Annotated in this window: 17 protein-coding genes and 1 other RNA gene; 5 read left to right on the top strand and 13 right to left on the bottom strand. The window is 67.1% G+C overall.

Going from position 1 to position 25,881, the window contains the following annotated elements; translation table 11 throughout:
• Positions 1–123 precede the first annotated feature (123 nt).
• The 3 genes from Verru16B_RS04960 to Verru16B_RS04950 form a co-directional block, all read right to left on the bottom strand.
• On the bottom strand, positions 124–1,164 hold the full coding sequence (locus Verru16B_RS04960) for a DUF4097 family beta strand repeat-containing protein (RefSeq protein ID WP_069961249.1): 1,041 nt from the start codon (positions 1,162–1,164) through the stop codon (positions 124–126).
• Complete coding sequence (locus Verru16B_RS19095) at positions 1,161–2,078, bottom strand: zf-HC2 domain-containing protein (RefSeq protein ID WP_069961248.1); 918 nt, start codon at positions 2,076–2,078, stop codon at positions 1,161–1,163. The genes Verru16B_RS04960 and Verru16B_RS19095 overlap by 4 nt, the downstream gene beginning before the upstream one ends.
• A 68-nt stretch (positions 2,079–2,146) precedes the next feature.
• On the bottom strand, positions 2,147–2,779 hold the full coding sequence (locus Verru16B_RS04950) for an RNA polymerase sigma factor (RefSeq protein ID WP_083270115.1): 633 nt from the start codon (positions 2,777–2,779) through the stop codon (positions 2,147–2,149).
• Positions 2,780–2,881: 102 nt separating this feature from the next.
• Here Verru16B_RS04950 and Verru16B_RS04945 point away from each other — a divergent pair, with 102 nt between their 5' ends.
• The 5 genes from Verru16B_RS04945 (at position 2,882) to Verru16B_RS04925 (ending at position 12,780) form a co-directional block, all read left to right on the top strand.
• Entirely contained in the window at positions 2,882–3,820 is a 939-nt protein-coding gene (locus Verru16B_RS04945) for an MBL fold metallo-hydrolase (protein WP_069961247.1), read from the top strand.
• 26 nt (positions 3,821–3,846) lie between these two features.
• Positions 3,847–4,458 carry a CAP domain-containing protein gene (locus Verru16B_RS04940; RefSeq protein ID WP_157772218.1) on the top strand — a complete coding sequence of 204 codons (612 nt, stop codon included), beginning with the start codon at positions 3,847–3,849 and terminating at the stop codon, positions 4,456–4,458.
• A 388-nt stretch (positions 4,459–4,846) separates the two neighbouring features.
• The gene (locus Verru16B_RS04935) at positions 4,847–8,596 is read left to right on the top strand and encodes a TonB-dependent receptor plug domain-containing protein (protein ID WP_069961245.1); all 3,750 of its coding nucleotides are present in this window, start codon (positions 4,847–4,849) and stop codon (positions 8,594–8,596) included.
• Between the two features lie 163 nt (positions 8,597–8,759).
• Positions 8,760–11,495, top strand: coding sequence for a beta-galactosidase GalB (galB, locus tag Verru16B_RS04930; protein ID WP_069961244.1), 2,736 nt, complete (start codon positions 8,760–8,762; stop codon positions 11,493–11,495).
• A gap of 28 nt (positions 11,496–11,523) precedes the next feature.
• Entirely contained in the window at positions 11,524–12,780 is a 1,257-nt protein-coding gene (locus Verru16B_RS04925) for a hypothetical protein (RefSeq protein ID WP_069961243.1), read from the top strand.
• 34 nt (positions 12,781–12,814) lie between these two features.
• On the opposite strand, the gene Verru16B_RS04920 is transcribed toward Verru16B_RS04925, so the two are convergent.
• From Verru16B_RS04920 to Verru16B_RS04880, 10 genes are all read right to left on the bottom strand, one after another.
• Entirely contained in the window at positions 12,815–14,047 is a 1,233-nt protein-coding gene (locus tag Verru16B_RS04920; RefSeq protein WP_083270114.1) for a LacI family DNA-binding transcriptional regulator, read from the bottom strand.
• Positions 14,048–14,179: 132 nt separating this feature from the next.
• Positions 14,180–14,812, bottom strand: coding sequence for a response regulator (locus Verru16B_RS04915; RefSeq protein WP_069961241.1), 633 nt, complete (start codon positions 14,810–14,812; stop codon positions 14,180–14,182).
• On the bottom strand, positions 14,809–17,904 hold the full coding sequence (locus tag Verru16B_RS04910; RefSeq protein ID WP_083270113.1) for a sensor histidine kinase: 3,096 nt from the start codon (positions 17,902–17,904) through the stop codon (positions 14,809–14,811). The genes Verru16B_RS04915 and Verru16B_RS04910 overlap by 4 nt, the downstream gene beginning before the upstream one ends.
• A 168-nt stretch (positions 17,905–18,072) precedes the next feature.
• Positions 18,073–18,427: a transfer-messenger RNA gene (gene ssrA, locus Verru16B_RS04905) on the bottom strand.
• Between the two features lie 161 nt (positions 18,428–18,588).
• Positions 18,589–19,731: an N-acetyl-alpha-D-glucosaminyl L-malate synthase BshA gene (gene bshA / locus Verru16B_RS04900; protein ID WP_083270112.1), complete on the bottom strand. Its 1,143-nt coding sequence runs from the start codon at positions 19,729–19,731 to the stop codon at positions 18,589–18,591.
• Positions 19,728–20,504 (bottom strand): hypothetical protein, encoded by a 777-nt coding sequence (locus Verru16B_RS04895; protein ID WP_169829276.1) that lies wholly within the window; start codon positions 20,502–20,504, stop codon positions 19,728–19,730. Before Verru16B_RS04895 ends, bshA begins: the two co-directional genes overlap by 4 nt.
• A gap of 38 nt (positions 20,505–20,542) precedes the next feature.
• A complete protein-coding gene (locus Verru16B_RS04890) occupies positions 20,543–22,249 on the bottom strand; it encodes a sodium:solute symporter family protein (protein WP_069961239.1) in 1,707 nt (568 codons plus the stop codon).
• Positions 22,246–22,380 carry a hypothetical protein gene (locus tag Verru16B_RS19030; protein ID WP_257785153.1) on the bottom strand — a complete coding sequence of 45 codons (135 nt, stop codon included), beginning with the start codon at positions 22,378–22,380 and terminating at the stop codon, positions 22,246–22,248. Before Verru16B_RS19030 ends, Verru16B_RS04890 begins: the two co-directional genes overlap by 4 nt.
• On the bottom strand, positions 22,377–24,896 hold the full coding sequence (locus tag Verru16B_RS04885) for a PIG-L family deacetylase (protein WP_083270111.1): 2,520 nt from the start codon (positions 24,894–24,896) through the stop codon (positions 22,377–22,379). Before Verru16B_RS04885 ends, Verru16B_RS19030 begins: the two co-directional genes overlap by 4 nt.
• Positions 24,896–25,768 carry a DUF2911 domain-containing protein gene (locus Verru16B_RS04880; protein ID WP_069961238.1) on the bottom strand — a complete coding sequence of 291 codons (873 nt, stop codon included), beginning with the start codon at positions 25,766–25,768 and terminating at the stop codon, positions 24,896–24,898. The genes Verru16B_RS04885 and Verru16B_RS04880 overlap by 1 nt, the downstream gene beginning before the upstream one ends.
• Positions 25,769–25,881 lie beyond the last annotated feature (113 nt).

Here is a 25,881-nt window from a genome sequence, read left to right as displayed (position 1 = left end):
ACCGGGTCGGGTCGGGCGGACGCCGGTGAGCGCGGACCTTGGGTCGCGTGCGCGGGCCGCGCAACTGAAAATAAAACGGCCGGCCCGCAGGCCGGCCGGAATAAGCCGTGATTGGGCGACCGATTATTTGGCGGCGCGCAGCGTGATCGTGCCGTTCATCGAGGTCAGCTTGATGTCGACGCCGCCGCCGTTGAGCGTGCCGACGATGGATTTGCCGCCGAAGTTGGGCATGGGCGGCACCGGGGGGACCGGCGGCACGGGGGCGCCGGCGCGGACCTCGGTCTCGACCCGGGTCTCGACCGCCACCTCCATCGCCAGCCGGGCCTCCTCGACGGCGGCGCGGGCGGCCTCCTTGGCGAGCTGGGCCTGTTCCCGCCCGAGTTTGGCGAGCTCGCGCTGGAGCTCGCGCTGGCCCTCGCGGCTGTCGGCCGCAATCGAGGTACGGGCAGAGACGTTCTCGGTCTTGGTTGCGAGCACCCCGGCGGGGAAGTTCGTGCGGATGGAGCCGTTGTGGGTGCGCATGCGGAGGTTGGCCTTCGTGTCGCCGGGGAGATGGACGTCGATCTCGCCGTTCATCGAGGAGAGGGACACGGCCTTGACGGGGGCGTGCTTGAAGCTGGCGCGGATCTCGCCGTTCATGCTGTTGACCACGGCGGAGCTGGCGATGTCGGTGAGGTTGACCTCACCGTTCATGCAGCTGATGTCGAGGTCGCCCTCGACGCCCTCGACATCGAGGTCGCCGCCGATCTCGGTGCGGATGACGAGATTGGTGTTGCGCGGGACCTGGATCTCGAACTCGGCGCCGTGGGTGGCCCACAGGTTGTCGCCGGCGATCGAGATGGAGGCGATGTTGTCCTTTTCGATGAGTTCGAAGGTCACGTCCTCGTCGAGGCGGCGGAAGCCGTCACTGTCCACCTCGGCGCGGCCCTTCTGGTCGAGCGAGGAGGTGACGACGACCTCGGAGCCATCGGTGCCGGTGATGCGGGCCTCGGCCCAGGGGAGGATGAGGCGGAGGGTGCCGGGCTTGGCGGGATCGGAGAACTTCACGCGGGCGGTGGCGCCGGCAGGTTCGTCGTCCTGGGCGCGGACGGCGGGCGCGAGCAGCAGGGTCGCGGCGGCGAGCAGGCTGGTCAGGCGGAGGGTGGAGCGGGACAAGATTTTCATGAGACGGCGGGAGCGGGGTTGGACGGATTGTTATTTTTGAGAGGGTCAGTGGGTGAGGGGGTGCGCAGGACGGCGAGGCCGCGGCGGGCGGAGTCGCGGACGTTCTGGTCGGTGGCCTCGTCGCGACTGAGGCGCTCGAAGAGGGGGGCGGCGTCGAATTCCCGCACGTCAGCGAGCAGTTCGATGATGGCGACCTGGACCAGCGGGGCGGTCTCGCGGGTGAGGGCGGCGAGCAGGCCCTGGCGCACGACGGCCTGGTCGGCGTGGTCGGTGAGGGCCTCGACCGCGGCGAGGCGAACGTTGACCGACGGGTCGAGGGCGAGGGCGCTGACCACATCGGTAAGCACGCGGCGGTCGGGGCTCTTGAGGTCCATGGTGGCGAGCATGGTGGTGATGCGCTCGCTGGTGGATTTCTGCTGGAGGAGGGAGGCGGCGACGAGGCTGCCCATGTCCTTCACCTGGGCCTCGAGGTCGGCGATCTTCTGCTGGGCGGCCTGGTCCACGACGGCGACCGGGGCGGCAGCCGAGGGCGGCGGGGTGAGGTAGCGCGCGCCGGTGAACACCCCGACCGCGAGCGCGGCGAGGGCGCCGGCGAATTGGAGGGCGGGTGTGGACGGAAGGAGGGCGGCGAAAAAGCGGTCGAGCCGGCTTCGGGCGAGGGCGAAGGGGCTGACGCTGTCGGCTTCCCGCTGGTGCGTCTCCAGCATGGCGTAGAACTGCTCGCGGAGGCGCGGCGAGGGTTCCTCGGCGGCGGGGAGGGCTTCGAGCTTGCGGGTGATTTCCTGGAGGGCGGACCACTCGCGCTGGCAGGTGGGGCAGGAGGCGAGGTGGGCGCGGAGGGCGGCGGAGTCTTCGGCCGCGAGGGTGCCGTCCTGGTAGTCGATGAAGTGGTCCTGGACGCGTTGGCAGTTCATGGGAGGATCGAGGTTCGGGAAGCGGAGAGCGGAGTTGGGGGGCGGGCCGAGGCGGGTGGTTTCGCCGGTCAGGCGGCCTGTTCCTTGCGGATCTTGAAATAGACCTCGCGGAGTTCCTTGAGGGCGCGGTGGGCGCGGACCTTGACGGCGCCGACAGAGCAGTCGAGGAGGCGGGCGATTTCCTGGTGGTTGAGGTGTTGGAGGCGCGCGAGGACGAGGACCTCGCGGTGTTCGTGGCTGACGCGGGCGAGGGCGCGGCGCATGAGCGCGAGGTCGTCGGCGGTGCCGGCCTGGGTGTCGGGGGCGGGATCCTGGTCAGGCTGGTCGTGGAAGTCGGTCGGATCAGCCGGGGTCGGGGTGCGTGCGTGCTTGCGGAAGTGGTCGGCGGCGACCTTGCGGGCGAGGTGGTAGATCCAGGCGGAGAATTTGCCCTCGTCGCGGTAGGTGTGGCGGTATTTCAGGATGCGGTAGAAGACGATCTGGACGAGATCCTCACTGGCGGAAGGCTGATTGGTCAGGCGCACGAAGAAGCCGTAGAGCGGCTTGTGGTAGCGCTCGAAGAGTTCGCCCAGGCGGCGGATCTCGCCCGCGCGCACGGCAATCATGAGTTCATGGTCGGAGTCGGCGTCCACGGTGACGGGCAGGCTAACCGGTGAGGCGACGGAGGAAACTCGGAATTCGGTGACGGAGGCGAGAAACATGGCGAGGGATCATGGGATGGACGGAGGGTATAACCGGGGGTGAGGCCCGGGGTTACAGGAAATATCACTGGCGGGTCGGGCGGGGCTGGCTAGGCTACGGGCATGAACCGCCGGGAATTCTTAATTCGTTCCGGGGCAGCGGCCTCGCTCAGCCTGTTGGGGCCGGGGACGATCCTGGGCCAGACCCCTCCGACCGTCCCGACCGCCCCGCCGCCACCGGCCACGGCGTTCAAGACCTTGCGGCGCAATGTTGGAATTTTCACGGGGCAGGGCGGCACTATCGGCTGGTTGGTGAATGCGGACGCGCTGGCGGTGGTGGACACGCAGTTTCCCGCGACGGCAGAGATTTTCCTGCGGGACCTGCCCGGGAGGGACGGCCGGATGATCGACACGGTGATCAATACCCACCACCACGGTGACCATGTGGGGGGCAATCCCACGTTGCGGCCCGTGACGAAATCCATCGTCGCCCATGCCCACGTCCCCGAGTTGATGCGGGCGCGGGCCGCCGCTGACCAGCGGGTGCTGGATCCGGCGCTGTTGCCGAACCTGCGTTTCACCGATGGATTCATGCAGGGGTTCGGCGACGAGACGATCAGCGCCCGGTATCTCGGACCCGCGCATACGCGGGGTGACATCGTGGTGCAGTTCGTGGAAGCGAACGTGGTGCACCTCGGCGACCTCCTGTTCAACCGCATGTACCCGGTGATCGACCGGCCCGGTGGCGCCAGCATCCGCGCGTGGGTCAATGTGCTGGAGAAGATCGCGGCGGAGTATCCCCGGGATGCGATCTATGTGTTCGGTCACGGTCAGGAGAAGTTCGGCGTGACCGGCACGACGGCGGACCTGTTGGTTTTCCGCGATTACCTCTCGGCCTTGCTGATCCATGTGGAGCGGGGGATCGCCGCCGGCCAGGCGAAGGCCGAGATCATGCAGTTGGAGAATCTCCCGGGTTTTCCCGACTTCCATGTGCCGCCCGGCCGGGGGAATCGCTTGCCGGGGAATCTGGCCGTGGCCTACGACGAGCTGACTAACGCATGACCGGGTGGTTGCTCATCTTTCTAGCGATGGCGGTCCCGATGGCGGCGGAGCTGACGCCGGAGGAATTCGTCCGGCGGCCCGAGGTGCAGGCCCGGATCGACTTTGCCGCGTTCGACCCGGTCCTCCTGAACGCGGCCATTTTCCACGAGACCAACCGGGTCCGGCTGCAGCTGGGTCTGCCGGCCTTCACGCATGTCCCGGAGTTGGACAATGCCGCCGAACTGAAGGCGGCAATCGGGGTGGTGCAGGGGGAGCTGATCCACGAGAATCCGCTGCCACTGACCGCGACCCCGGCCGACCGGGTGCGGGCCGTGGGTCTGCATTACCGGCAGGTGGCGGAAAACCTGGCGCGGCTGAACGGGTTCGATCTGCCGCCGGGCCGCACGCAGGTCGGGGTCAGGACGCGCGAGGGTCGCCAGGAATATTACCACCTCGACACGAAGTTGCCGGTGGTGACGCGCACCTATGCCGGTTTTGCCGAGGAGGTGGTGCGGTCCTGGATGAACTCACCACCGCATCGGGCGAACATCGTGAATCCCGAGCTGCAGTCCCTGGGCTGCGCCACCCGGCCCTGCCGCAGTGTGGGTTCCCGGCATGAGCAGATCTACGCCGTGCAGGTGTTTTTCACGCCGCGATAAGCACGGCTCGGCCGCCTCGGGCCGGGGACGCTGTCCGGGTATATATATAGGGTATAAGTAAGCGCCCGCCGACGCATCCAAGGGGTCGTCCGGGTTGCCGGGCTTGTACGCACATTAGACTGGAGGGAGTGACGTGGTGGGGATGCTGAAATAGACCTGCGTAAAACGTTATAATATATAAACTAGCGCAACATCTCACTGAATGCCGAAAGCGGGCTCTGGTCGGACGCACCGGCCCGGATTCAGAAGTATGAATGCCCCCCCCATTGCGGTGCCGTTGACGGATCGCTTCTGGTTGGAGACCCCCAAGATACGGCGTTTTGCGTCCCTTGTTACCCAGTGGCTTCGCGGCCTCGCATCTTGTGGGCACCCAGCATCACCCCAACCCATGAAGACTACCAGAACCGTCGTGTTCACCCTTGTCGCAGCGCTGGCCTCCGGACCGAGCCTGCTTGCCCAGACTACCACGCCTGCCCCGACCAACACCGCCCCGGAAAGCGAGGAGGTGCTCCAACTCTCCCCGTTTGAAGTGACGGCGGACGAGGACTCGGGCTACGTCGCCACCTCCACCCTCGCGGGCACCCGCATCCGCACGGACCTGCGGGATGTCGGCTCGGCCATTTCCGTCATCACGAAGGAATTCATGAAGGACATCGGCGCGACCGACAACTCGACGCTCCTGCAATACACGACCAACGCCGAGGTGGCCGGCACCCGCGGCACCTATGCCGGCTTGGGCAACGGCACCAGCGTGGACGAGACCGGTACGCTGCGCGCCCCCGGTGGCGCCCAGCGCGTGCGCGGCCTCGCCGCGGCGGACAACACCCGTGACTTCTTCACGACCGACATCCCGTGGGATGGCTACAACGTTGATCGCATCGACATCCAGCGCGGACCCAACTCGATCCTCTTCGGCCTGGGCAGCCCGGCCGGCATCGTCAACGCCTCGCTCAACGGCGCCGCGTTCCGCGATCGCGGCAACGTCGAGTTCCGCTTCGGCTCCTACGGCTCCAAGCGCGTCAGCCTCGACGTGAACCAGGTCCTGATCAAGGACGTGCTCGCCGTGCGCCTCGACGGCCTCTGGAACCACGAGAAGTACCAGCAGAACCCGGCCTTTCAGGAAGACGAGCGCATCTACGGCGCCCTGCGTTTCGACCCGAAGCTCTTCGGGCCGTCATTTCACACCAGCATCAAGCTGAAGTATGAACACGGTGACATCGACGCCAACCGCCCGCGCAACATCCCGCCGCAGGACAGCATCACGCCCTGGTTCCGCCCGATTAATCTCGATCCGAACAACATGGAAGGCGGCATGGGCAAGCTCTCGGTCCCCAATGGCTACACCATTGGTTCGGCCGCGGCGAATTACAGCGCCTGGCTGGGTGGTCTCGTCAACCAGCAGCAACCGCTGTGGTTGATCGATGGCTCGAGCAGCCAGCTCTATCGCATCTACGGCGGGTACGTGAACACCGGGGCGCTCAACGCCGCCGGCAATCCGCAGGGTGCCTCCACCTCGGTCACGGGCCAGCGCTATGCGGACGTGTTCTCCAATCTCACCAGCTTCAACTCGTACGCGAACAACGCGCGTCTGACCAACTACCAGTACGGCCAGTACCGCAACATGTCGTTGCAGGACCCGTCGGTCTTCGACTTCTACAACCAGCTGATCGACGGCCCGAACAAGAAGGAGTGGGAAGGCTGGGATGCGTACAACATCGACCTGAGCCAGACCGCCTTCAACGACCGCCTGGGCGTGCAACTGACCTACGACCGCCAGAAGTACGACCGCGGCGGCGAGGCGCTGCTCGGCAACCCGACGCTCAACATCGACGTGCTCCAGAACTTCCAGGATTACGTCACGGGCCCGAACAACACCAGCAACCCCGGCGTGGCCAACAGCAACTTCGGCCGGCCCTTCGTCGCCGGCGGCCCGGGCCGTGGCAATTCCTATGAAAGCGACCGCGAGTACGTCCGCGCCTCCCTCTTCGGCGAACTACGCGCCGGCGATTTCCTGGATCGCGACGGTCTCCTGACCAAGATCCTGGGCAAGCACCGCTTCAACGGCGTCTATAGTGGCGAGAAGTACAACACCGAGAACCGCTCGTGGCAGATGTACGCCAACTCCGCGGCCTATGCAGCCTACAAGCTGCAGGGCAATCCGGACGGCATCACCAACCTGCCCCCGGTGGCGGTCATTTACCTCGGGCCCTCGCTCGCCAGCGCGAGCACCGCCGCCGGCGCCTATATCCCCGGCATCGGCTCCAACGTGACGCTGGAGGACGGCAACATCTACCAGTTCGCCTCGACCTGGCTGAACCCGAACGGCGTCAACCCCAGCACGCCGTGGAATGTCCCGGCCAACCTGCAGAGCATCTTCAACGGCGCCCCGGTGATCAACCCGACCACCGGCGCGGTCTATCCCCAGCTCACGGAGGCGTCCAATCCGGCCAACTATGTCGGCTGGAACAGCACCTTCCGGAATAATCTGCTGCGCTACGACAACGGCGCGGACCCGACGCTGGTCACCGCGGCGACGAAGAGCCTGCGGCAGACCAAGTCCTATGCCGGTTCGTGGCAGGGCTTCCTGTGGAACGACGCCATCGTCGCCACCGCGGGCTGGCGCTACGACGAGGTGAAGAGCAAGAGCGTCACCGCCAAGCCGCTGAGCGGGGCCGCCAATCGCGGTGCCCTCAACCTGGATCCTACGATCTACATGCTGCCGGCCGATTTCCCCGCGACCCAGATCTTCAAGGATCACTCGACCGCCGGTGGCGTGGTGGTGCACCTGAACAAGCTCTTCGAGCGCGATGCGCTGCCGCTCAACGTCAGTCTGTCGTACAACAAGTCGAACAACTTCCAGGTGACCGACCTGCGCCGCGACATCTACGGCAACTCGATCTCCAACCCGACCGGCGAGACGAAGGAATACGGCGTGCTGCTCGGCACGAAGGACGGCAAGTACTCGCTCAGCGTGAGAAAGTACGAGACGGCCCTCGCCGGCGCCAGCACCCCGCTGGATAACAGCGGCATCTACGGCACCATCCGCGACGCCCTGAACTGGCGCAACATCAAGACCTATTACATGTCGGCCTATGCCTGGTCCACCGCCGGCCAGACGAATCTCAATCCGTACACCGGCCAGCGCTACCTGTGGGATCCCGTCTACGTGAACACGACCACCGGCCGCCCGGTGGCCTCGGGCGCGCTCGCCTCCGGTCCCGCCGGCTCCCGGCTGGAAACCGTCACGGAAGCCAACACCCGTCGTGATGCCTCCATCAAGGCGATCAACGACATGCAGGTCTGGCTCGCGGACAAGGGCTTCTTCCAAGCGTGGAACTACGGCGCCGGTCCGACCACCCAGGCGGCGCTGCAGACCCGCGGCCAGTATGAGGCCAGCCCCATCCTGCCGAATCCGGCCAGCGTGTACGACTATCGCACGGCCCCCTTGCTTTCGGGTTTCGCGGTCACCGCGGACACCCAGTCGAAGGGCTATGAGATGGAGTTCACCGCGAACCCGGTGCCGAACTGGCGCATCGCGATCAACGCGTCGAAGACCACCGCCGTCCGCACCAACGTGGGCGGCCCGGTCCTCGACGAGTTGGTGGCCTACATGGACACCCTGATGGCCGGCCCCGGCGGCGACCTGGTCCGCTTCAACTCGGACTACTCCGCGGGCAACGAGCTGCGCCAGGCGTGGCTCCCGTGGCGCGGCCAGTACACGCTCCTCAAGCTGCAGGAAAGCACCGCCGCCTCCGAACTCCGCAAGTGGCGCTACAATGTCGTGACGAACTACACGTTCCGCGAGGGCTTCCTCAAGAACGTGAGCGTCGGCGGCAGCTACCGCTGGCAGGACAAGGTCGTGATCGGCTACCCGGTGATCCCGGGCACGGGCGGTCTCGCCAGCTTTGACCTGAGCCAGCCCTACTACGGTCCCTCCGAAGGGTCCGTGGATCTCTGGACCGGCTACGAGCGCAAGATCAACGAGAAGATCAATTGGCGGATCCAGCTGAACATCCGCAACGTGGGCCAGGGCAACGGGCTCATTCCGATCTCGGTCCAACCCGACGGCCGCACCTGGGCCTCGGTCCGCATCGCTCCCGCCCAGGAGTGGTTCGTGACGAATTCGTTCTCCTTCTGATGCTTGGTGTATTAATGAGGTAGTCTGGTCCCCGGATCCGTCAGTCGGATCCGGGGATCTTTTTTTATTCCGCCGCGTGACGACCCAACCAACGCTGCATTCTCTGAAACCGCGAAGGCTCGGACTGCCGCGGAATTCAGCCAGTCTCGTCCCGCTCTCTCCCATGATTACTTTTACCCGTATCCTCAGCTGGAGACTCCGCCTGTTTCCGATCGTGTGCCTGCTCCCGGCCGTGATCGCCGCCGCATCACCACGCGAACGTCTCCCGCTCAACGAGGGCTGGCGTTATCAGCACGATGATCCGCCCGGCACCACCGTGGATCTGCGTTATGATGTGCGGCCCGAAGTCTCGGCGCGGCGCGATGACGGCCCGGCCGATGCGCGGCCGGAAGAAGCCGCGCGGATCGCGGCGGCGGCCCGGACCGTCTTGAAGCCGTGGATTCTGCCCACGGCCAACCCCTTCATCAAGGATCCCGCCCGGCATCATGTCCGGCCAGCCGGCGATCCGGGTGCAGATGTGGCTTATGTGCAGGCCGGCTTCGACGATCAGGCCTGGCAAGCGGTCACGCTCCCGCACGATTGGGCGATTGCCGGCCCCTTCATCCGCGACGGTGATGTCGGCGGCATGGGCCGGTTGCCGAGTTGGGGCATTGGTTGGTATCGCAGGAAACTCGACATCCCCGCGAGTGACGCGGGCAAGAGCATCTATCTGGAGGTCGACGGGGCGATGGCCTATGCGACCGTCTGGCTCAACGGCCGGCTCGTGGGCGGCTGGCCCTTCGGTTATGCCTCGTGGCGCGTGGATCTCACGTCGCACGTCGTGCCCGGCGGCGTCAACCAGCTCGCCATCCGCCTCGACAATCCGCCGGCCTCGTCCCGCTGGTATCCCGGCGGCGGTCTCTACCGCCAGGTCTGGCTGACGAAGACGCATCCCTTGCAGGTGGACCAGTGGGGCGTGTTTGTGACGACCCCCGAGGTCAGCGCGGACCGCGCCACGATTAACCTTGCCGTGACCCTGGCGAACGCGTCCGCCGGGACGGCCACCGTCCGGGTGGCCAGCGAACTGTTCGAGCTCGACGCCATGGATCGGCGCACGGGCGGGCCGGTCGCGCGGATCGCGCCGGTCGAACTCACGTTCGCCGCCGGCGAGCGAGCCACCACGCAGGGCTCCGTGGTGCTCGCGAATCCGAAACGCTGGGGCCCGCCGCCCACGCAGACGCCACACCGCTATCTCGCGGTCACCACCGTGTCGCACGCCGGCCAGGTCGTGGACACCCAGGAAACGCGGTTTGGCATCCGCGACCTGCGCTTCGATCCGGTGCGCGGGGTGATGTTGAACGGCGAACCCATCCGTTTGCAGGGCGTGAACCAGCACCACGACCTGGGTGCGCTGGGTGCGGCGTTCAACGTCCGAGCCGCCGAGCGCCAGCTGGAAATCCTGGCCGAGATGGGCTGCAACGCGGTCCGGCTGAGCCACAACCCACCCGCGCCTGAGTTGCTGGAACTAACCGATCGCCTGGGTTTCCTGGTCGTGAACGAGTCCTTCGATGTGTGGGAGCGGAAGAAGACCCCACTCGATTTCCATCTGATCTTCCCGGATTGGTCGGAGCCCGACATGCGCGCCCTCGTGCGGCGCGACCGCAACCACCCGTCGGTGATCCTGTGGAGCATCGGCAACGAGGTCGGCGAGCAATACACCGACGCGGCCGGCGCGGCGGTCGCGCGGCGGCTGCACCAGATCACGCGCGAGGAGGATCCCACGCGGCCCACGACCACCGCCATGAACTGGGCCAAACCCGACATGCCGCTGCCGGCCGAGGTCGACGTGATCAGCCTGAACTATCAGGGCGAGGGTATCCGGCAGGAACCCGAGTTCGAGGGGACGGACCGTATCCGGACGCCGCCGCAATATCCGTTCTTTCATGCGAAGTTTCCTGACAAGGTCGTGCTGAGCAGCGAGTCGGCGTCGGCGTTCAGCAGCCGGGGCGTTTACTTCTTCCCCGTGTCGCCGTTGGTCAGCGCGCCGGTGCGCGACGGCCGCGGCGGCGATTCGAAGCTCGCGCACGTGAGCGCCTATGAGCTGCACGCGGTGGATTTCGGGTCCACGGCGGACAAGGTGTTCGGCTCGCTGGACCGCCATCCCTACGTGGCCGGTGAGTTTGTCTGGACCGGATGGGACTACCTGGGCGAACCGACGCCCTACTATTCGGCGCGCAGCTCTTATTGCGGCATGATCGACCTCGCGGGGTTCAAGAAGGACCGGTTCTTTCTCTACCAGTCACGCTGGCGGCCGGATCATCCGATGGTTCATCTCCTGCCGCATTGGACCTGGCCGGAGCGGGTGGGTGAGGTTACGCCCGTGCACGTGTTCACCTCGGGTGACGAGGCCGAGCTGTTCCTTAACGGCCGTTCGCTCGGCCGCAAAAAGAAAGGCGCCTACGAATACCGCCTGCGCTGGGACGACGTGGTCTATGAGCCCGGGCAGCTGGAAGTCGTCGCCTACCAGGCCGGCCGCGAGTGGGCCCGGGAAACGGTGCGCACCGCCGGGGCGGCGTCCGCTTTGGCACTGCAGCCCGACCGCACGTCCATCCGGGCCGACGGACGGGATCTGGCCTTCGTCACCGTGCGGGTGGTCGATGCGGATGGCGTGACCACCCCGCGCGCCACCCACCGCCTCCATTTCACGATCGAGGGACCGGGGGAGATCGTGGCGACGGACAACGGCGACCCGACCAACCTCGAGCCCTTTCCCTCACCGACACGCGAGGCCTTCAGCGGCCTCTGTCTGGTGATCGTGCGCGCCAAGCCCGGCGAAGCCGGCGAGATCCGGCTCCATGCCGCCGGTGAGGGCCTGCGGGCCGCGACCACGATCATCACCACCCGCCGGGTCGGACCCTGATCGACCCTTGCCCCCCGCCCCAAAAAACATGAATGCTCCCGTTCGTATCCCCTCCCGCGGTCTGAACGTCCGCTTCCTCGTGGCGTTGTGCCCGCTGATCAGCGTCACCCTGCTCGCTTCCGATCCGGTGGGCGCACCCGCCTCGGGCGAAACTGCCAAGACCCAGGTCCTGTTCATGGGGGCCGATATCTCCGTTGAACTGGACCGGAGTCTGCATCCTTTGCGGGAGGCCACGGATCACGCCCTCATCGTCGATCGGGAGGGAAGGTCCGTCGAGATCCCGCACCGCCGGGTGACGGACATCCGGATCAAGGACGTGTTGAAGTTAAGCGCCGCGAGGGTGGCCATCGACGGCTTGAAGGCGGAACGGGCGTACGCGGAAGGCAGCGATCCCTTTGCCGGCATGGCCCGGAATGTCACGCTGGCGGCCGGCGAGTCGGCGGTGGCGGACATCGCGCAGGGTGAGCGCATGCGGGCCGACCAGTCGGTGGCCGGGGCGGGAGCCGCCGTGGCCGCCGCCGGCAATCCCGAGGATCGGGCCGCCGCCGGTCAGATGCTCGCGCAGGCCCAGGGCCGGCTGGCCGCGGCCGAACAGGCCGTGACGCAGGCCGTGCAAGGGGCGGGATACAGTTCCAGTCTGCTCGAGCGCAGCCAGGGGGCGGTGGGGGAGGAAAGGTTTGACGCGATTCGCCTTGGGTTTGAGATCCGCGCGGAGCGCGACCTGGAGCGGCCCTATTACGCGCTCATCGCGCTGATCCGCGACCCGGGCAGCCGGACGGGCGACACCCGCAAGTGGACCTACGTCAAGCCGCTGGGTCCGATGGCGGCCGGGAGCACCCGCAAGGTGCGTGCCCTGCAGGGCGGACTGCCGCCGGGCTACGTGCTCGAAAGCTGGGATGTCCACGTGTACGACCGCGGCGAGGAGGTGGCGACCAATCTGTCCCGCAAGCGGGTCGAGGTGACCGAGGCGGAGGCGCAGGAATTTCGGATTTTCGAGTACATCGCGAACCACCGGGGCCACACGTTGCCGGCCAGCCCGATGGATCCGGTGCTCGTGGAAGCGGCGTGGGCCACGCTACCCGCGGAACAAGGGCGTCGCACCTGGCATGTCCGGGTGGATCGGAACGGCTGGGTGACGGCGGTGTTCGCCGATGCCGCGGGGAAGCAACCGGCGTCCGATGCCGGGCTGGTCGCCGTGCTGAAGACCTTGCGGTTCGCGCCCGCGCTGGCGGCGGGCAAGCCGGTGGAATCGCTGCTGCCGCTGCAGCTGGAACCGCCGCGCTGACGCATCTCATCCAATCGCCCAAACCGGGGTGCGATCAGCTGGACGAAATCAGGGTCGGCGCGATTGCCGGAACGGAGGCGGGGGTGGGCAGGGAAGCACCCTCGCACCAGGTGCCGCCAACCGACGTGACGGTCGCGATCGCCGGCACGCCGAGGGCATTTTGCTGCAGCTGGCCGGCGAGCATCTCCACCGCGAGTTCGCCCACCCGGGCGTGGTTCACCCGGACGCCCGCATGGCCGGGGGTCGCGGCCGGCATCAGCAGATTGGCATAGGCAAAATCATGGGGAACCTGAAAGCCGCTCTGCCGGATGTGCTGGAGCATGGTCGGCGTGGTGCCCAGGACCACCTCCGGCCGGTATTGGCGGTACCAGAACAACAACGAAGCCGCGTCATTGGCCGCGTCGTGCGAGGACAGGCCGGCCGCCTCGGCCTCCTCGGGGGGACCCTGCAACTGGAGCACCGGCAGGCGGTCCTTCAGGTGGCAGCGGAATTGCTCGGCTTGGAACGCGGCGGACCAGACCTGATCGGTGAGCTTGTCCCAGGTCTGGGGGAGCACGAGGCCGATGCGGCGGTAGCCGGCGAACAGGACGTGCTGCATCGCGAGCCGGATGACGGCGACCGGATCGAGGGTGATGTGGTGCAGGGGCGGTGTCAGGGGCAGACCGCTGATTCGGACCGCGCAGAGCCGGGACCAGCTCAGTTCGGTGAGATCCTCGCACGCGGCATGGGCGGCGCCGAAAATGACGCCGCGGATGCCGCGGTGCAGCAGCACCTGGTCGAGCCGGCGGGGATTCATGCCGGGTTCACCGAGCCAGAAATGTTCGAGATGGTACCCGAGTTCCTCCGCCTTTTGTTTGGCGGCCAGGTAATGGGTGCCCTCGGCGGGCAGGCGGCTCCAACCCCATTGGGTGTGCCAGCGGGTGACATAGGCGAGGGTCTCGCCGGTGGCGTGCGGACGGCAGCCCTTGCGGTAGGCCACCAAGGCCTGCAAGGCCGGGTCAGGACAGTAGCCGAGCTGGCGGGCCAGCGCCTGGATCCGGTCGCGCGTGGCGGCGGGGATCAAGGGAGAGTTGCGCAGGGCGAGTGAAACCGTCGTGTTGTGCACGCGGGCGACGCGGGCAATATCGGTCTGGGTGACGCGGGCTTTTCTCGGTGCCCCGTCCGATGCCAGGGTGCTGCTGTCGGGGGCGCAGGCCGGGCCCGGCTGCTGGGCAACATCAAGGGGGGGGCGTGCTGTAGACGCGGGCGAACGTCGGGGTAAACGCATGGTCGCTTGGTCCGGGGTGGGGTGGACCGCTAACCTCCAAGGGGAAAGGACGGCATGCAACCGGCCGATGGTTATGCCCCCGCTATCCCCTTGGTTATATCAACCGTTGACTGAGCGGGCCGCCCCTTCGCGCTATTCGAGCTGGATGATGCCTTGTTTGACGCCGGCGAGAATCGCCTGGGTGCGGTCCGAGACATGCAGCTTGGCGAGGATGTTGGTCACGTGGACCTTCACGGTCCCTTCCACGAGGTTCAAGCGGGCGGCGATTTCCTTGTTGCTGAGGCCTTGGGCAATCAGGGTGAGCACCTCGACCTCGCGCGAGGAGAGTTGCGAAAGAACGCGGCCGCTCAGGCGGGCCGAGATCTCCGCGGGAATGTAATGTTCGCCTTGGTGCACCTTGCGGATGGCCTCCAGCAGGCGTTCCAAAGGCATCTCCTTGACGACAAAACCGCAGGCGCCGGCGCGGAAGGTCTGGAAGACCTCCTCGCCGCCCGCGTAATTGCTGAACACCAGCACGCGGGCGTCACGAAATTCCTCGCGCAGCAGGCGGATGGTCTCGACGCCGTTGAGGCCGGGCATGCGCAGGTCGAGGACGACCACGTCGGGCCAGTGCAGGCGGTAGGCCTGGATGGCCTCGGTGCCGTTGTCCGCCTCTGCCACCACCTCCATGTCGGGTTCGCCGCCGGTGGCGGTAACAAGACCCATGCGCATGACGATGTGATCATCGACGAGGAGGATCCGGATTTTTTTGACGGCGGTGATCATACGACAGGTTGAAGGCTCGGCACCCAGACCCGGACCGTGGTGCCCTGCCCCGGGGCGCTTTGGATCTGGAGTTCTCCGCCGATCTTGCCGGCGCGGCCGCGCAGCCCGCGCAGGCCGAAATGGCCGAGGCCCTTGGTGAGGACCTCGCTGGGCACGAAACCGTTGCCATCGTCGGTCACTTCCAGCCGGACGCCGGCGGGTTCATAGGCGAGCAGGATGGTGATGGCGTGGGCGGCGGCATGGCGCACGGCGTTGGTGATGGCCTCCTGGGCGATGCGCAGGAGGTGGTGCTTCGTGGCCGACGGCAGGGCCTGGACCGCGCCGGTGACGCGGATCTGGACGTTCACGGCACCCGGACCAATCAGGCCTGTTATCTTCTTGAGGGCGTCGCCGAGCTCGGTGCCCTCGAGCAGCGGGGTCTCCATGTCCCAGACGGCGTGCTGCACCTCGTGCCGGGTGAAGGAAACCATGTTGCGGGCGACGAGCAGGCGGGAGCGCACGTCGTCGGTCAGGTCCGCGAGTTTCAGGGTGGCATCGAGCTGCAGCATGAGCCCGCTGAGGCCCTGCTGCAGGCTGTCGTGGATCTCGCCGGCGAGGCGGTCGCGCTCGGCGAGGGTGGCGGTGTTGCGGGTTTCCTCGTTGAGCTGCTGCATGGCCGCGCGGAGCTCGTTGGTGCGGTCGGCGACCAGTTTTTCGAGCACGACGTTGCGCGAGCGGGAGCGGTGGGCCGACCACCACATGAGACCGGCGATGAGACCGGCCAAGGCGGCGGCATAAAGCGCATAGGCGTAGGCGGTGCGGTACCAGGGCGGGGCGATCTCGAAGGCGAAGGCCAGCGGCGGACCGGCCGGCACCCGGGTGCCGGTGAGTGTGGCTTCGAGGCGATACTGGCCCTCGCGGAGGTTGGTGAGCGTCAGCAGGGAGCGGTTGCCCAGCACGATCCGGCTGTCGTTTCCGTGGTACAACCGGAACGTATAGGCCGGGGGCTGGCGCGAGGCGTAGCTGCCGGAGAAAAAACGCAGCACGAGGCTGTTGTCCTGATACGGGAGGACCGGCAGGCCGGTCGGGCGGCCGGGTTGGGAGAGCAGCTCGCGGTCGGTCCGTCCGTTGGTCAGCGACACGAGCGTCGGCTGGAAGGCGGGTTTCGGCCGCGCCGGGAAAGTCTGGTTCACGTGATACAGCGACTGGCCAGTGACCAGCCAGATGTCGCCGTCGGCCAGCAACTGGGCGAGGGGGAAGCGATCCGGGACCTTGCCGAAGGTTTCGGCATCGAACACGGGTTGGTCACCGGCGAGCCGGATGGTGAGCAGACCCTCGTCGTGCGTGCCCCAGAGGGTGCCGTCGGCATCCTGCCGGAAGCGGGTGACCGGAAACGGCGCCTGGTCGAGGATCCGGCCCAAGGGGGGCGCGGGGATCAGCGACTCTGTCTCCTCGTCGAAGAAGAGTCGTCCGTCGGGCAGTCCGCTCAGCGCGACCGTCGAGCCCGCCCAGCCGATGTTGATCCAGCGGGCGGAGCTCCAGGGAAATTCCTCGAACACCCGGACCTGGAGCGTGCCGTCGCGGTGGTGCACCCGGGCGGCGCGGTTGGGTCCGAGCTCGATCCAGGCGGCGTGGTTGGTGCCGTGGACGATCATCGGGTAGCCCACGCCCCGGACGCGGGGGGCGCACTCCGTCCACCGGCCGTCCACCTGGCGCAGCGCGGCGATTTCCGTGGTGCCCAGGACATAGACGGTGCCGTTCACGTGGACGAGACGGGCGACGTCCATGCCCGCGATGACGGGCGTAAAGCCGCCGTCGGGACCGCGGCGTTGGACGCCCTGGTTGGTGCCGATCAGCAATTCCGGTCCGGCGGCGGCCAGGCCCCATACGCCGCTGGCGGCCGGCTGTTCCGCCATCAGGCGGAAGCGGGTGGTTTCCCCCGGGGGGCCGGCGATGGTTTCATACAGCCGGCCACCGGAGGCGACGACGATGCGGCCGTTCCAGCGCACCAACTGGGGCCAGCTGAGGGGGAGGCCCTGGCGCTGGCCGAAGACGGTCAACGGGCTCTTATAGAGGATTTTTTCGATGCCGGTTTCGTTGACCGCCCAGAGCACACCGTTTTCGCGCGCGGCCAGGTCGGTCACGCGGTGGTAGTCCGGTGTCGTCAGGGCGATGAGGATCTGCCCGGTCGGCGACACCAGGTAAAGGCCCAGGCCGTTGATCGCGAGGGCGACATTGCCGTCGGGCAGGCGCGTCAGGGCGGTGGCCCGGCCCAGCGGTCGTTCGCCGAGGGGGCCGGGGAAGGGCGTGAAATCCCGTCCGTCAAAGAAACGGAGGCGTCCGTCGATGTCGGTGGTGAGCACCCGGGTCTCGTCGAACGCCGTGGCCTGGTCGATCTCGACGCCCTCGGCCAGGGGGGTGCGGATTTTTTCCACGGTTTCCTGCGCGGGATCCAGCGCGCCGATGCCGGCGGCGTAGGACGAGAAATAAAGGCGGTCGCCGAGGAGGAAAACGCGCGAGATGCCGGGGATCTCGAAGTACGCGTGCCGCCCGGTGGTGCGGTCCCAATGGACGACCCCGTTGAGCCCGGCGAACCAGACCTTGCCCGGGGCGGCGACCACCTCATTGAAATTGGTGATGCGCGTCCACTTGGGTGCGGTGGGTGGGACCAGCGCCAGCGGCTCGAGCCGGCCGCCGTTCATGCGGGCGACACCCCACAGGCCGAAGGCGCCGAAATAGGCCTCGCCATCGGGGGCAAAGACGAGGCGCTGCATGACGGTGCCGTTGCCGGTGCGGTTGGCGATGTCGATCCAGTCCGTGTCGTTGAGCACGATGCAGGAGCCGCCGCGGGTCATGGCGATCCGGCCGAGCGGGTCGAAGCCCAGGCGCATGCCGCGCGAGGCGTGGCCGATTTCCTCGAAGGAATAGAAGCGGGTGAACGGCAGCCCGAGTTCGCCGCCGGCCTCGGCTTGGGCGTGCAGGCGGGTCAGGGAGGACGCCGCGAGCAGGCCGCCCCAGCACCAGGTGCGGACGATCCGGCTCAGCCGGCGGCACGCGGGGGTCCGTTCGGTTGGGCCGCCCGGCACGGACGGGCTGACACCAGGAAGGGGCATGGATAAATACAGGCCGCAGCGCGCAGCCGGGCGCAAGATGTTTTGCGACGGGCAGGAGAGGGGAATCTTCCCGCCCCAGCATGGTTTTCGCGGGCGCAGGCCCGCCTCCGCCGGGCAGCGGCGCGGCACCAATCAAAAACCCCGCGCTTGCGGCGCGGGGTTTTTGATTGGTGGAGGTGAGGGGAGTTGAACCCCTGTGCCCCAGGCCTTCGCACGCAGCATCTACCTATATAGCGTCGGTTTGGATCTCGCCTCGAGGGACGCGTGGACGCGCGCTTCCCCTTTGGCCAGCCATGGTTGAAGATACGGCGGCGAGGTCATGACGGCCCTCAACCGCTATTCCTGCTGTCGACGTTTTCATCCCCTAGCAGGAGTCGGAGTGAAAACGTGACCGCACTTAGGCGGCCATTAGCATTTCTTCGTTATTGCCGTTTGTTTTGTTCGAAGGGGGATTTACGAGAGGCCTTCGGCTCTCGACAGGCAGCTGCGCACTCTAACCAAGGGTCGAATCCGGAACACCCCCAAAGGAAGAAAGTAACAAGTTCCAAGTGAGAAGGACCATGACGACCGATGCAGTGGTGCACCGTCAAAGAACAGCCCATTCGACAGGCTCAGGGCCAGCGGTGGGATCGGTCAACTTGCCACAGGCGACCACGAATGCAAGCTCCCCGCCCGCGATGAGGCTTATCCCTTTGCGGCGCAGAGGCCGCGGTAATACTGTTCGTAGCGGCCGACAATGCGGTCGGCGGAGAAAAGGGCGATGGCGCGCTCGCGGCCGGCCTTGCCCAAGGCGGCGCGGCGGACGGGATCCGCAATGAGAATCTCGATCGCGCGGGCGAGGGCGGCGGTGTCACCGAACGGGACGAGCAGGCCGTGCAGGCCGGACTCGACGACTTCGGGAATGCCGCCGACGGCGAAGGCGGCGCTGGGGCAATCGAAGGTCATGGCCTCGAGGATGCTCAGGCAGAAGCTCTCGAGCTCGGAGGTGAAGAGGGCCGCATCCGCGGCATTGAGGTAGTCCTCGATGGCGGTGACGTTCTCGCGCACCACAATGCGGTCGGTGAGGCCGAGCTTGGCGGCCTCGGCTGCGAAGGGGGTGAAGTCCCCGCCCGCGAGCACGACGAGCTTGAAGGATTCGCGGGGGCGGATCTGCGCGATCGTCTGCAGCAGGAGATCGATGCGTTTCACCGGGCGGAGGTTTGAGGCGTGCAGGAGCATGGCCTCGCCGGGCTCAAGGCCGAGGTCGGCCCGCACGGCATCGCGGGTGCGGGTGGGTGGCTGCGGGGCGAAGAAATTAGGGATGACCTCGACGGATCCGGTGAAACCGAGGTGGGTCCGGACCTGCCCTTGCAGAAATTGCGAGACGGTGGTGACGCCGTCGGCGGCCTCCAGGGCATGCTTGATCGCCGGGCCGTAGCCGGCGTCGCTGCCGAGCAGCATGACATCGGTCCCGTGCAGCGTCACAATCACGCGCGGGCGTCGGTCCGGCGGCAACATCGACATCGCCAGCATCGCGGCGGTGGCGTGTGGCACAGCGTAGTGGACGTGGAGGATGTCGAGGGCGTGCGCGGCGGCGACCTCGGCCATCTTCACGGACAGCGGCAGGGTGTAGTCGGGATACTTGAAGAGATCGTAATCGTTGACGCGGACCGGGTGGAAGTGGACCCGCTCGCGGTTGCGCGGCATGCGGAAGGGCGGGGCGTGGCTGATGAAGTGGACCTCGTGGCCGCGCTGGGCCAGCTCCTCGCCGAGCTCGGAGGCGAGGATGCCGCTGCCGCCCACGGAAGGGTGGCAGGTGATGCCGATGCGCAGGGCACGGTCAGTCATGGGTAATCGGTCCAGGCTTCATCGAAGCGGTCAATGGGGTCGCGGGTTAGGAAAGAGATCTCGGGGGCGTCGGCCTGGTTCAGGTAGGCCTGCTCACCGGCGCCGGCGATGTAGTGAGTGCAGTGAAGCACGGATTGCATCCAGCGCAATCGTGTGTCCCGCGTGGGGCTGACTTGTTCCTTGGTGAAGGCGCTGGAGGGAAGCTGCACGTAGGAGTCGCCGCCTTCGTGCAGGCAGAGCGAGCCGTCGGGCATCCGGCGGGCCCGGACGGTTTCACCCTCGTACGGGACGTCGACAAAGCAGTCGGTGATGTCGCAGGCCGCGCGGCGCACGGCGGGATCGGCGGAGCGGACCACGCGGATCCCGTCGAGCAGGCCGAGGCCGCGATACATCTCGAGGCAGAAATCCGCGACGGTGGCGGCCTGCACGCCCTTGAAGACGGTGGCGGCGGCGGGGCTGACGTAGGCGCCGAGCTGCCGGGCGGTGTGTGCGGGCCAGTCGGCGGGGATGCGCTTGGCGGCGAGCGGGGACCACTTGCGCTGGACCTTGTTGGCGAAGGTGAAGTTCAGGGTCGTGGGGGCGTCGGTCTTGCGGTGCCGCAGGGTGGTCTGGGTCTCGCGCGGGTCATGGTCGCTGTCGTGGTAGAAAAAAACGATCTCGCCGCCGATCTCGGCCTGGAGGCGCCGGGCGGTCACGAACTTGGCGTAGAGGAAGCGCCGCGGAAAGAAACCGCAGGGTTGCTGGCCAAAGCAGATGATGGGGGAGGCGGGCAAAGGAAGAAGGAAGAATTAAGCAGGAAGAAGTGAGGCGCTCAGCCGGTCTGCCGCTTGGGGAGTACAGCTTGGAAGAGGAGGCTGAAGAGCACGCAGGCGGCGCAGCCGATGGGATTGAGCCAGAGGTAGCCGATTTCGTGGGCGGGCCAGGCCTTGCCGGCGAAGAAGATGGCGAGGACCACGGCCTGGGCGGTGAGCGCGGCCCAGAAGACGGCGGTGCCGCCGACCCGCTTCACGAAGAAGGCCACGATGAAGATGCCGAGCAGGGTGGGATAAAAGATGGAGGCCACGATGTTCAGCGCCTCGATGAGGCTTTCGGCGAAACTGACGAAGAGCGCGAAGCTGATGGCAAACAGTCCCCACAAGGCGGTGAACGCTTTGGCGATGCGGACGTTGCGCTGCTCATCATGTGCCGCGAGCGGGCGGAGGTGGCGCCAGAGGTCGATGGTGGTAGTGGTGCCGAGGGCGTTGAGTTCGGAGGCCTTGGAGCCGAGGGCGGAGGCGAACATCACGGCGATGAGCAGGCCGACCAGGCCGGAGGGCAGCTGGGTGGTGATGAAGGTGATGAAGACGAAGTCGGAGTCGCGGGTGCGTTTCGTCTCGGGCGCGGCGGCGGCGAGGGCGGTGCGGGCCTGCACGCGAACGGATTCGGAGGCTTGCTGGGCTTGGGCCACCGCGGCCCGCGCCTGGGTCTCGGCAGCGGGGTCGCCGCGATCGCGCGCGGCCACCCAGGACTGGATCTTGGCCAGCTTGTCGGCGTGCAGGGTGGCGTGCTGGGCCTCGAGGGCACGGAACTCCGCGCCGCGGGCGCCGTTGACCTGCTGTTCCCAGGCGGCGCGGTTGAAGACGAGCGGGGTGTCGGGCTGGAACTGGTAGAAGACGAAGAGCAGCGCGCCGAGCATCACGATGAAGAACTGCATCGGGATCTTGAGCACGGCGTTGAACATCAGGCCGAGCCGGCCCTCGCGCAGGGCGGATCCGCCGATGTAGCGCTGGACCTGGGTCTGGTCGGTGCCGAAGTAGGAAAGGGAAAGGAAAAAGCCGCCGAGCAGACCGCTCCAGAGGGTGTAGCGCACCTGCGGGTCAACCGAGTAGTCCACGGCCTGCAGTTTGCCCATGGCGCCGGCGATGGCGGTGGCGTGGTCGGGGAGCTTGGTGAGCAGGATGATGAAGGCCGTGAGCATGCCGCCGAAGATGACGGCCATCTGCCACTGTTGGGTGAGGCTGACGGCCACGCTGCCGCCGGTGACGGTGTAGATGATGGCGACCAGGCCGATGCCAATGATGATGAAGTCGAGGCGCCAGCCGAACACGGTGGCGAGGATGATGGACGGCGCGTAGATCGTGATGCCGCTCTGCAGGCCGCGCTGCAGGAGGAACACGCCGGCGCCGAGCAGGCGGGTTTTCTGGTCGAAGCGCTGGCCGAGGTATTCGTAGGCGGTGTAGACGCCGAGCTTCCGGTAGATCGGCAGGAAGACGGCGCAGACGAGGATGAGCGCGAGCGGCAGGCCAAAATAATTCTGGATGAAAGCGATGCCGTTTTCGTAGGCCTGGCCGGGCAGCGAGAGGTAGGTGATCGTGCTGGCCTGGGTGGCGGCGACGGAGAGGCCGATGGTGAACCAGCCGGTGGTGCGGCTGCCCTTCATGTAGGTGTCGAGCTGCGCGGTGTGGCGCGTGCGCCAGGCGCCGTAGCCCGCGATGCCGAGCATGGTTCCCAAGAGGACGATCCAGTCGAGGGTCGTCATGCGAATAAGCGCGAGAAGAGCGTCAGCGCGAGGACGACAAGGACGAAGCAGCCGAGGACGAACCAGTAGACCCCCCGCCACGTGCGGAAGCCGGGGACACCGGGGGCGTCATCGGGGGGTTCGGGCGTCATCGGCCGAGGGACACGAGGTTGGCGAAGAGGCGGTGGGCGCCGGGGTGGCCGGCGGGGAGCTGCCGGAAGAAGGAAAGGCCAGTGTAGACGAACCAACCCTTGCCGTGTTGGGCGACGAGCAGGCTGCTTTTCAGCGGGGCCTCGCCGGGATCGTTCATCGCCAGGATCGCCGTGTATTTTGCCTCATCCCAGCTGCTGGGGAAATAGGCGCCGCGTTCCTGGACCCAGCCGGTGAAATCGGCATCCGTGATCTTGTTCGGCGTATTGAGCACCGGGTGATCGGGGGCGAGGAAGGTGACGGGGGCGTCTTCATCGGTCACGCGGAGCTGCGGGGCCGGTCCCTCGATCGAGAGCGGATAGGGTCCCAGAGCGGTGGCTTTGAGATTGTTGGGGCGGTTGTACTGGGCGATCACGGTTCCGCCGGCCTCGACCCAGGCGAAGAGCCCCGGCAGATTGGCGGCGAGGTCGTCGCGGTCGTTGAAGGCGCGCACGCCGATGACCACGGCATCGAACCCGGCGAGTTTCTCCGGCGAAAGGTCGGGGCCGCTGAGGGTGACGACTTCGTAGCCGAGCTGGACCAGGCTTTCGGCTGTGCTGTCGCCGGCCCCCGGGAGATAACCGACGCGCCGGCCGCGGGTTTGCACCTCCAAGGCGACGACCTGGCTGCGAGCCGGGCGCTGGAGCAGTTGAACGGGCAGATGGGGGTAACTGAGCACGAACCGTTCGGTGCCGTAGGTGACGGTCCCGATCTTCGCGGAGGCGGAAAGCTGGGCGGTGCCGGGTTGGGCGGGGGCGGTGACCTCGAAAGTCAGCGCGACCTTGTCGCCGCTGGCGGCGAGGGTGAACGACTGGGCGGATGGCCGGATAGTCCAGCCGGCGGCCTCGAGTTGTAGGGATCCGGCGGTCTGCGCGCGGGCGGCGGTGACCTCGACGGTGACCTGCTTCGTGGCCCCGGTGGCAAAGAGCTCCATCGGATGGGCGAAGCCGAGAGAGACCGGAGGGATGGCCGCGAGGGGGCGGCGTTGCTGCGCCTCGGGTGCACCGGCAACGATCTGGACGGGTTGGTCGGGGATGACGAGGACCTTGCCGTCGATCTCGAAGATGAACTCGACGGGAAAGACCGGCGGATTTTCCGGCGCGCCGATCAGGGAGGGCGTGGCGACCTGGAACATGCCGGCCGTGCCTTCGTCGCGCAGCCAGTAGGGGTGGCTGGGCAAGGTGGTGGCCGGCAGGAATTGGGTGCTGGCGTGGGCGGTAACGGACCCCGGGGTCAGCGTGGTGCGAACCTTCGACTCTGACTGGTTGAGCGGGTAGCGGAGCGCGATCCAGCGGACGGGTGTGGTTGCGGTGATGAAGACCTCATGGCGGAGCGCCAGTTTTTCCCCGGGGACGACCTCGGCGCGGGGGAGGAAGGATTCGACGGTGAGACCGAGGCAGGCCTGGATGATGCGGTCGAGATCGCCGCGCTTTTCCCGCACCAAGGGGTCGGCGGGCAGGGTGTCGAGCCGGCTGCGCAGGGCGAGGAGGGAGGGCACGCTGGCGGCGGGATCGGCCGGGCGAAACTGGGCGATGATCTCGTCGATGACCGGGATGAGGGCGGCCCCGCTCGGAAAACGGGCCCAGGTGGTGTCAACGCCGTCCATGATGTCCGTGGTCGGCGGATCGCCGGCGAGCAACAGGAACGTCTGCAGATTGGGGCCGGGACCGCCCGTGCGCGCGGCGAAGATACCGAGTCCCTGGGTCTTGTGCATGCCGCGGCTCTGGTTGGCGATGGTGCCGAAGGGCTCGCCGGTCACCGGATCCGCGCCACCGATATCAAATTCGATGGTCGGCCCGGTCAGGCCCCCGGTACTCCGGCCGGCCCAGCTGTTCCAGCCGAGGCGTTTGGGCGACCAAGGGAGCAGGCCTTCGGCGATTTGCTCGGGATAGGCGGTGGGATCGCCGGCGAGGTTAAAGGCCTCGACCGCCAGCATGGCGGAGGCGGTATGCTGGCCATGGCCGCCGCTGCCCGGCGGGATGGGGAAGCGGGTGATGATGACGTCGGGCCGAAATTGGCGGATGACGCGCACCACGTCGCCCAGGGCGGCGGCGTGGTCCCAGATGCGCAGGGCCTCCTCGGGAGATTTGGAATAGCCGTAATCGATCGCGCGCGTGAAGAACTGGCGGCCGCCGTCGTGGCGACGGGCGGCGAGCAGTTCTTGGGTGCGGGCCAGGCCGAGTTTCTCGCCGAACTCTGGGCCGGACTCATTCTGGCCGCCATCGCCCCGGGTGATGGAGAGGTAGGCCGCACGGTAACCGCGGCCGCGCGCCATGGCGGTGATCAGCTGGGTGTTCTCGTCGTCCGGGTGAGCGGCGAGGTGCAGCACGGTGCCGGTGCTGGCGAAAGTACGGAGCTGCTGCACGATCGCCGGGGTACGGCCGGGTTCTTCGGCGGGGGCCGGAGAGGCCAAGGCGAGGAGGCCAACGGTGAGAGCGGCCAGGTGCGCGGCGGGCCGCGTAGGGGCACCGGCGCTCATCACTGCAGGCGGGCCATGAGGGCTTGGTTCAGGCCGAGGTATTCTTCCTTGAGCGCGGGGCTGGGCGCGAGGTTGGCGCCCTCGATGGATTTCTGCGCGGTGGCGATGGCGCCGGCCTTGTCGCCCATTTTTTCGAGGATGAGGGCCTTGCGGTAGACGAGGTAGAAGGCGTCGGGCTGGGCGGCGATGGCGGCGTCCATCCACGCGGCGGCCTTGGCGAGGTCGAGACCGTTCTCGAGGTAATACATGGAAGCGGAGGCGTAGGGGAGCTTGTCGCCGCCGGCGGCCATGACGGCCTCGATCTGGGGGACGAGCGTGGACTTCACGTCCACGGTGATGGTCACGTCGACGCGGACCTTTTCCCAGGCGATGATGAGGGTGGCGGACTCGTCACGCAGGTCGTTGACGCCGATGGCGAGGGTCTCGAGGTGGGACTGGAGGGTGGTGGGCTTGGCCTTGATGCGGGCGACGTCGTTCTTCGCGTCGTAGGCGTAGGCGCCCCACTGCGACATGTTCTGGTGGATGATGACGGTCCACTCATCGACGCCGGGGATGGTGAAGAGCTCGTAGGTGCCGGCGGGAACCTCGGTGCCGTTGAGCTTCACGGGGGTGCTGAAGGAGATCTTGGTGGCGGTGTTGGCACCCGTGCGCCAGATGTGGTCGTAGGGCACCAGGCCACCGAAGACCTTGCGGCCCTTGGCGCCGGGGCGGTTGTAGTTGATCTGGATGTCGGTGAGGCCGACGCGCTGGGTGACCGTCGCGGCCGGGCTGGCGGCCGGGAAATTGATCTTGGGGGCTTGGGCGTAGAGGCCGGCGGCGAGACAGAGGCCGCCGAGAAGGGCGACGCTGGTGCGGAACAGGTGGTTGTTCATGGGGGTGGAAAGAAGGTGCGCAGGATATAACCAGAAGCGGGTAAAGGACAAGCACCGGCCTGCGGCATACGGCGCACTATCAATCGAGCAGCGGCCGCTTGGGCGGACGGGGG

It is taken from the genome of Lacunisphaera limnophila (assembly GCF_001746835.1).
Lineage (GTDB): Bacteria > Verrucomicrobiota > Verrucomicrobiia > Opitutales > Opitutaceae > Lacunisphaera > Lacunisphaera limnophila.
This window is presented reverse-complemented; position numbering and strand designations above follow the sequence as displayed.

Coding starts and splice junctions, on each gene's coding strand:
- Verru16B_RS04960 (WP_069961249.1), bottom strand. CDS start 1,164: ATGAAAATCTTGTCCCGCTCCACCCTCCGCCTGACCAGCCTGCTCGCC.
- Verru16B_RS19095 (WP_069961248.1), bottom strand. CDS start 2,078: ATGAACTGCCAACGCGTCCAGGACCACTTCATCGACTACCAGGACGGC.
- Verru16B_RS04950 (WP_083270115.1), bottom strand. CDS start 2,779: ATGTTTCTCGCCTCCGTCACCGAATTCCGAGTTTCCTCCGTCGCCTCA.
- Verru16B_RS04945 (WP_069961247.1), top strand. CDS start 2,882: ATGAACCGCCGGGAATTCTTAATTCGTTCCGGGGCAGCGGCCTCGCTC.
- Verru16B_RS04940 (WP_157772218.1), top strand. CDS start 3,847: ATGGCGGTCCCGATGGCGGCGGAGCTGACGCCGGAGGAATTCGTCCGG.
- Verru16B_RS04935 (WP_069961245.1), top strand. CDS start 4,847: ATGAAGACTACCAGAACCGTCGTGTTCACCCTTGTCGCAGCGCTGGCC.
- galB (WP_069961244.1), top strand. CDS start 8,760: ATGATTACTTTTACCCGTATCCTCAGCTGGAGACTCCGCCTGTTTCCG.
- Verru16B_RS04925 (WP_069961243.1), top strand. CDS start 11,524: ATGAATGCTCCCGTTCGTATCCCCTCCCGCGGTCTGAACGTCCGCTTC.
- Verru16B_RS04920 (WP_083270114.1), bottom strand. CDS start 14,047: ATGCGTTTACCCCGACGTTCGCCCGCGTCTACAGCACGCCCCCCCCTT.
- Verru16B_RS04915 (WP_069961241.1), bottom strand. CDS start 14,812: ATGATCACCGCCGTCAAAAAAATCCGGATCCTCCTCGTCGATGATCAC.
- Verru16B_RS04910 (WP_083270113.1), bottom strand. CDS start 17,904: ATGCCCCTTCCTGGTGTCAGCCCGTCCGTGCCGGGCGGCCCAACCGAA.
- bshA (WP_083270112.1), bottom strand. CDS start 19,731: ATGACTGACCGTGCCCTGCGCATCGGCATCACCTGCCACCCTTCCGTG.
- Verru16B_RS04890 (WP_069961239.1), bottom strand. CDS start 22,249: ATGACGACCCTCGACTGGATCGTCCTCTTGGGAACCATGCTCGGCATC.
- Verru16B_RS19030 (WP_257785153.1), bottom strand. CDS start 22,380: ATGACGCCCGAACCCCCCGATGACGCCCCCGGTGTCCCCGGCTTCCGC.
- Verru16B_RS04885 (WP_083270111.1), bottom strand. CDS start 24,896: ATGAGCGCCGGTGCCCCTACGCGGCCCGCCGCGCACCTGGCCGCTCTC.
- Verru16B_RS04880 (WP_069961238.1), bottom strand. CDS start 25,768: ATGAACAACCACCTGTTCCGCACCAGCGTCGCCCTTCTCGGCGGCCTC.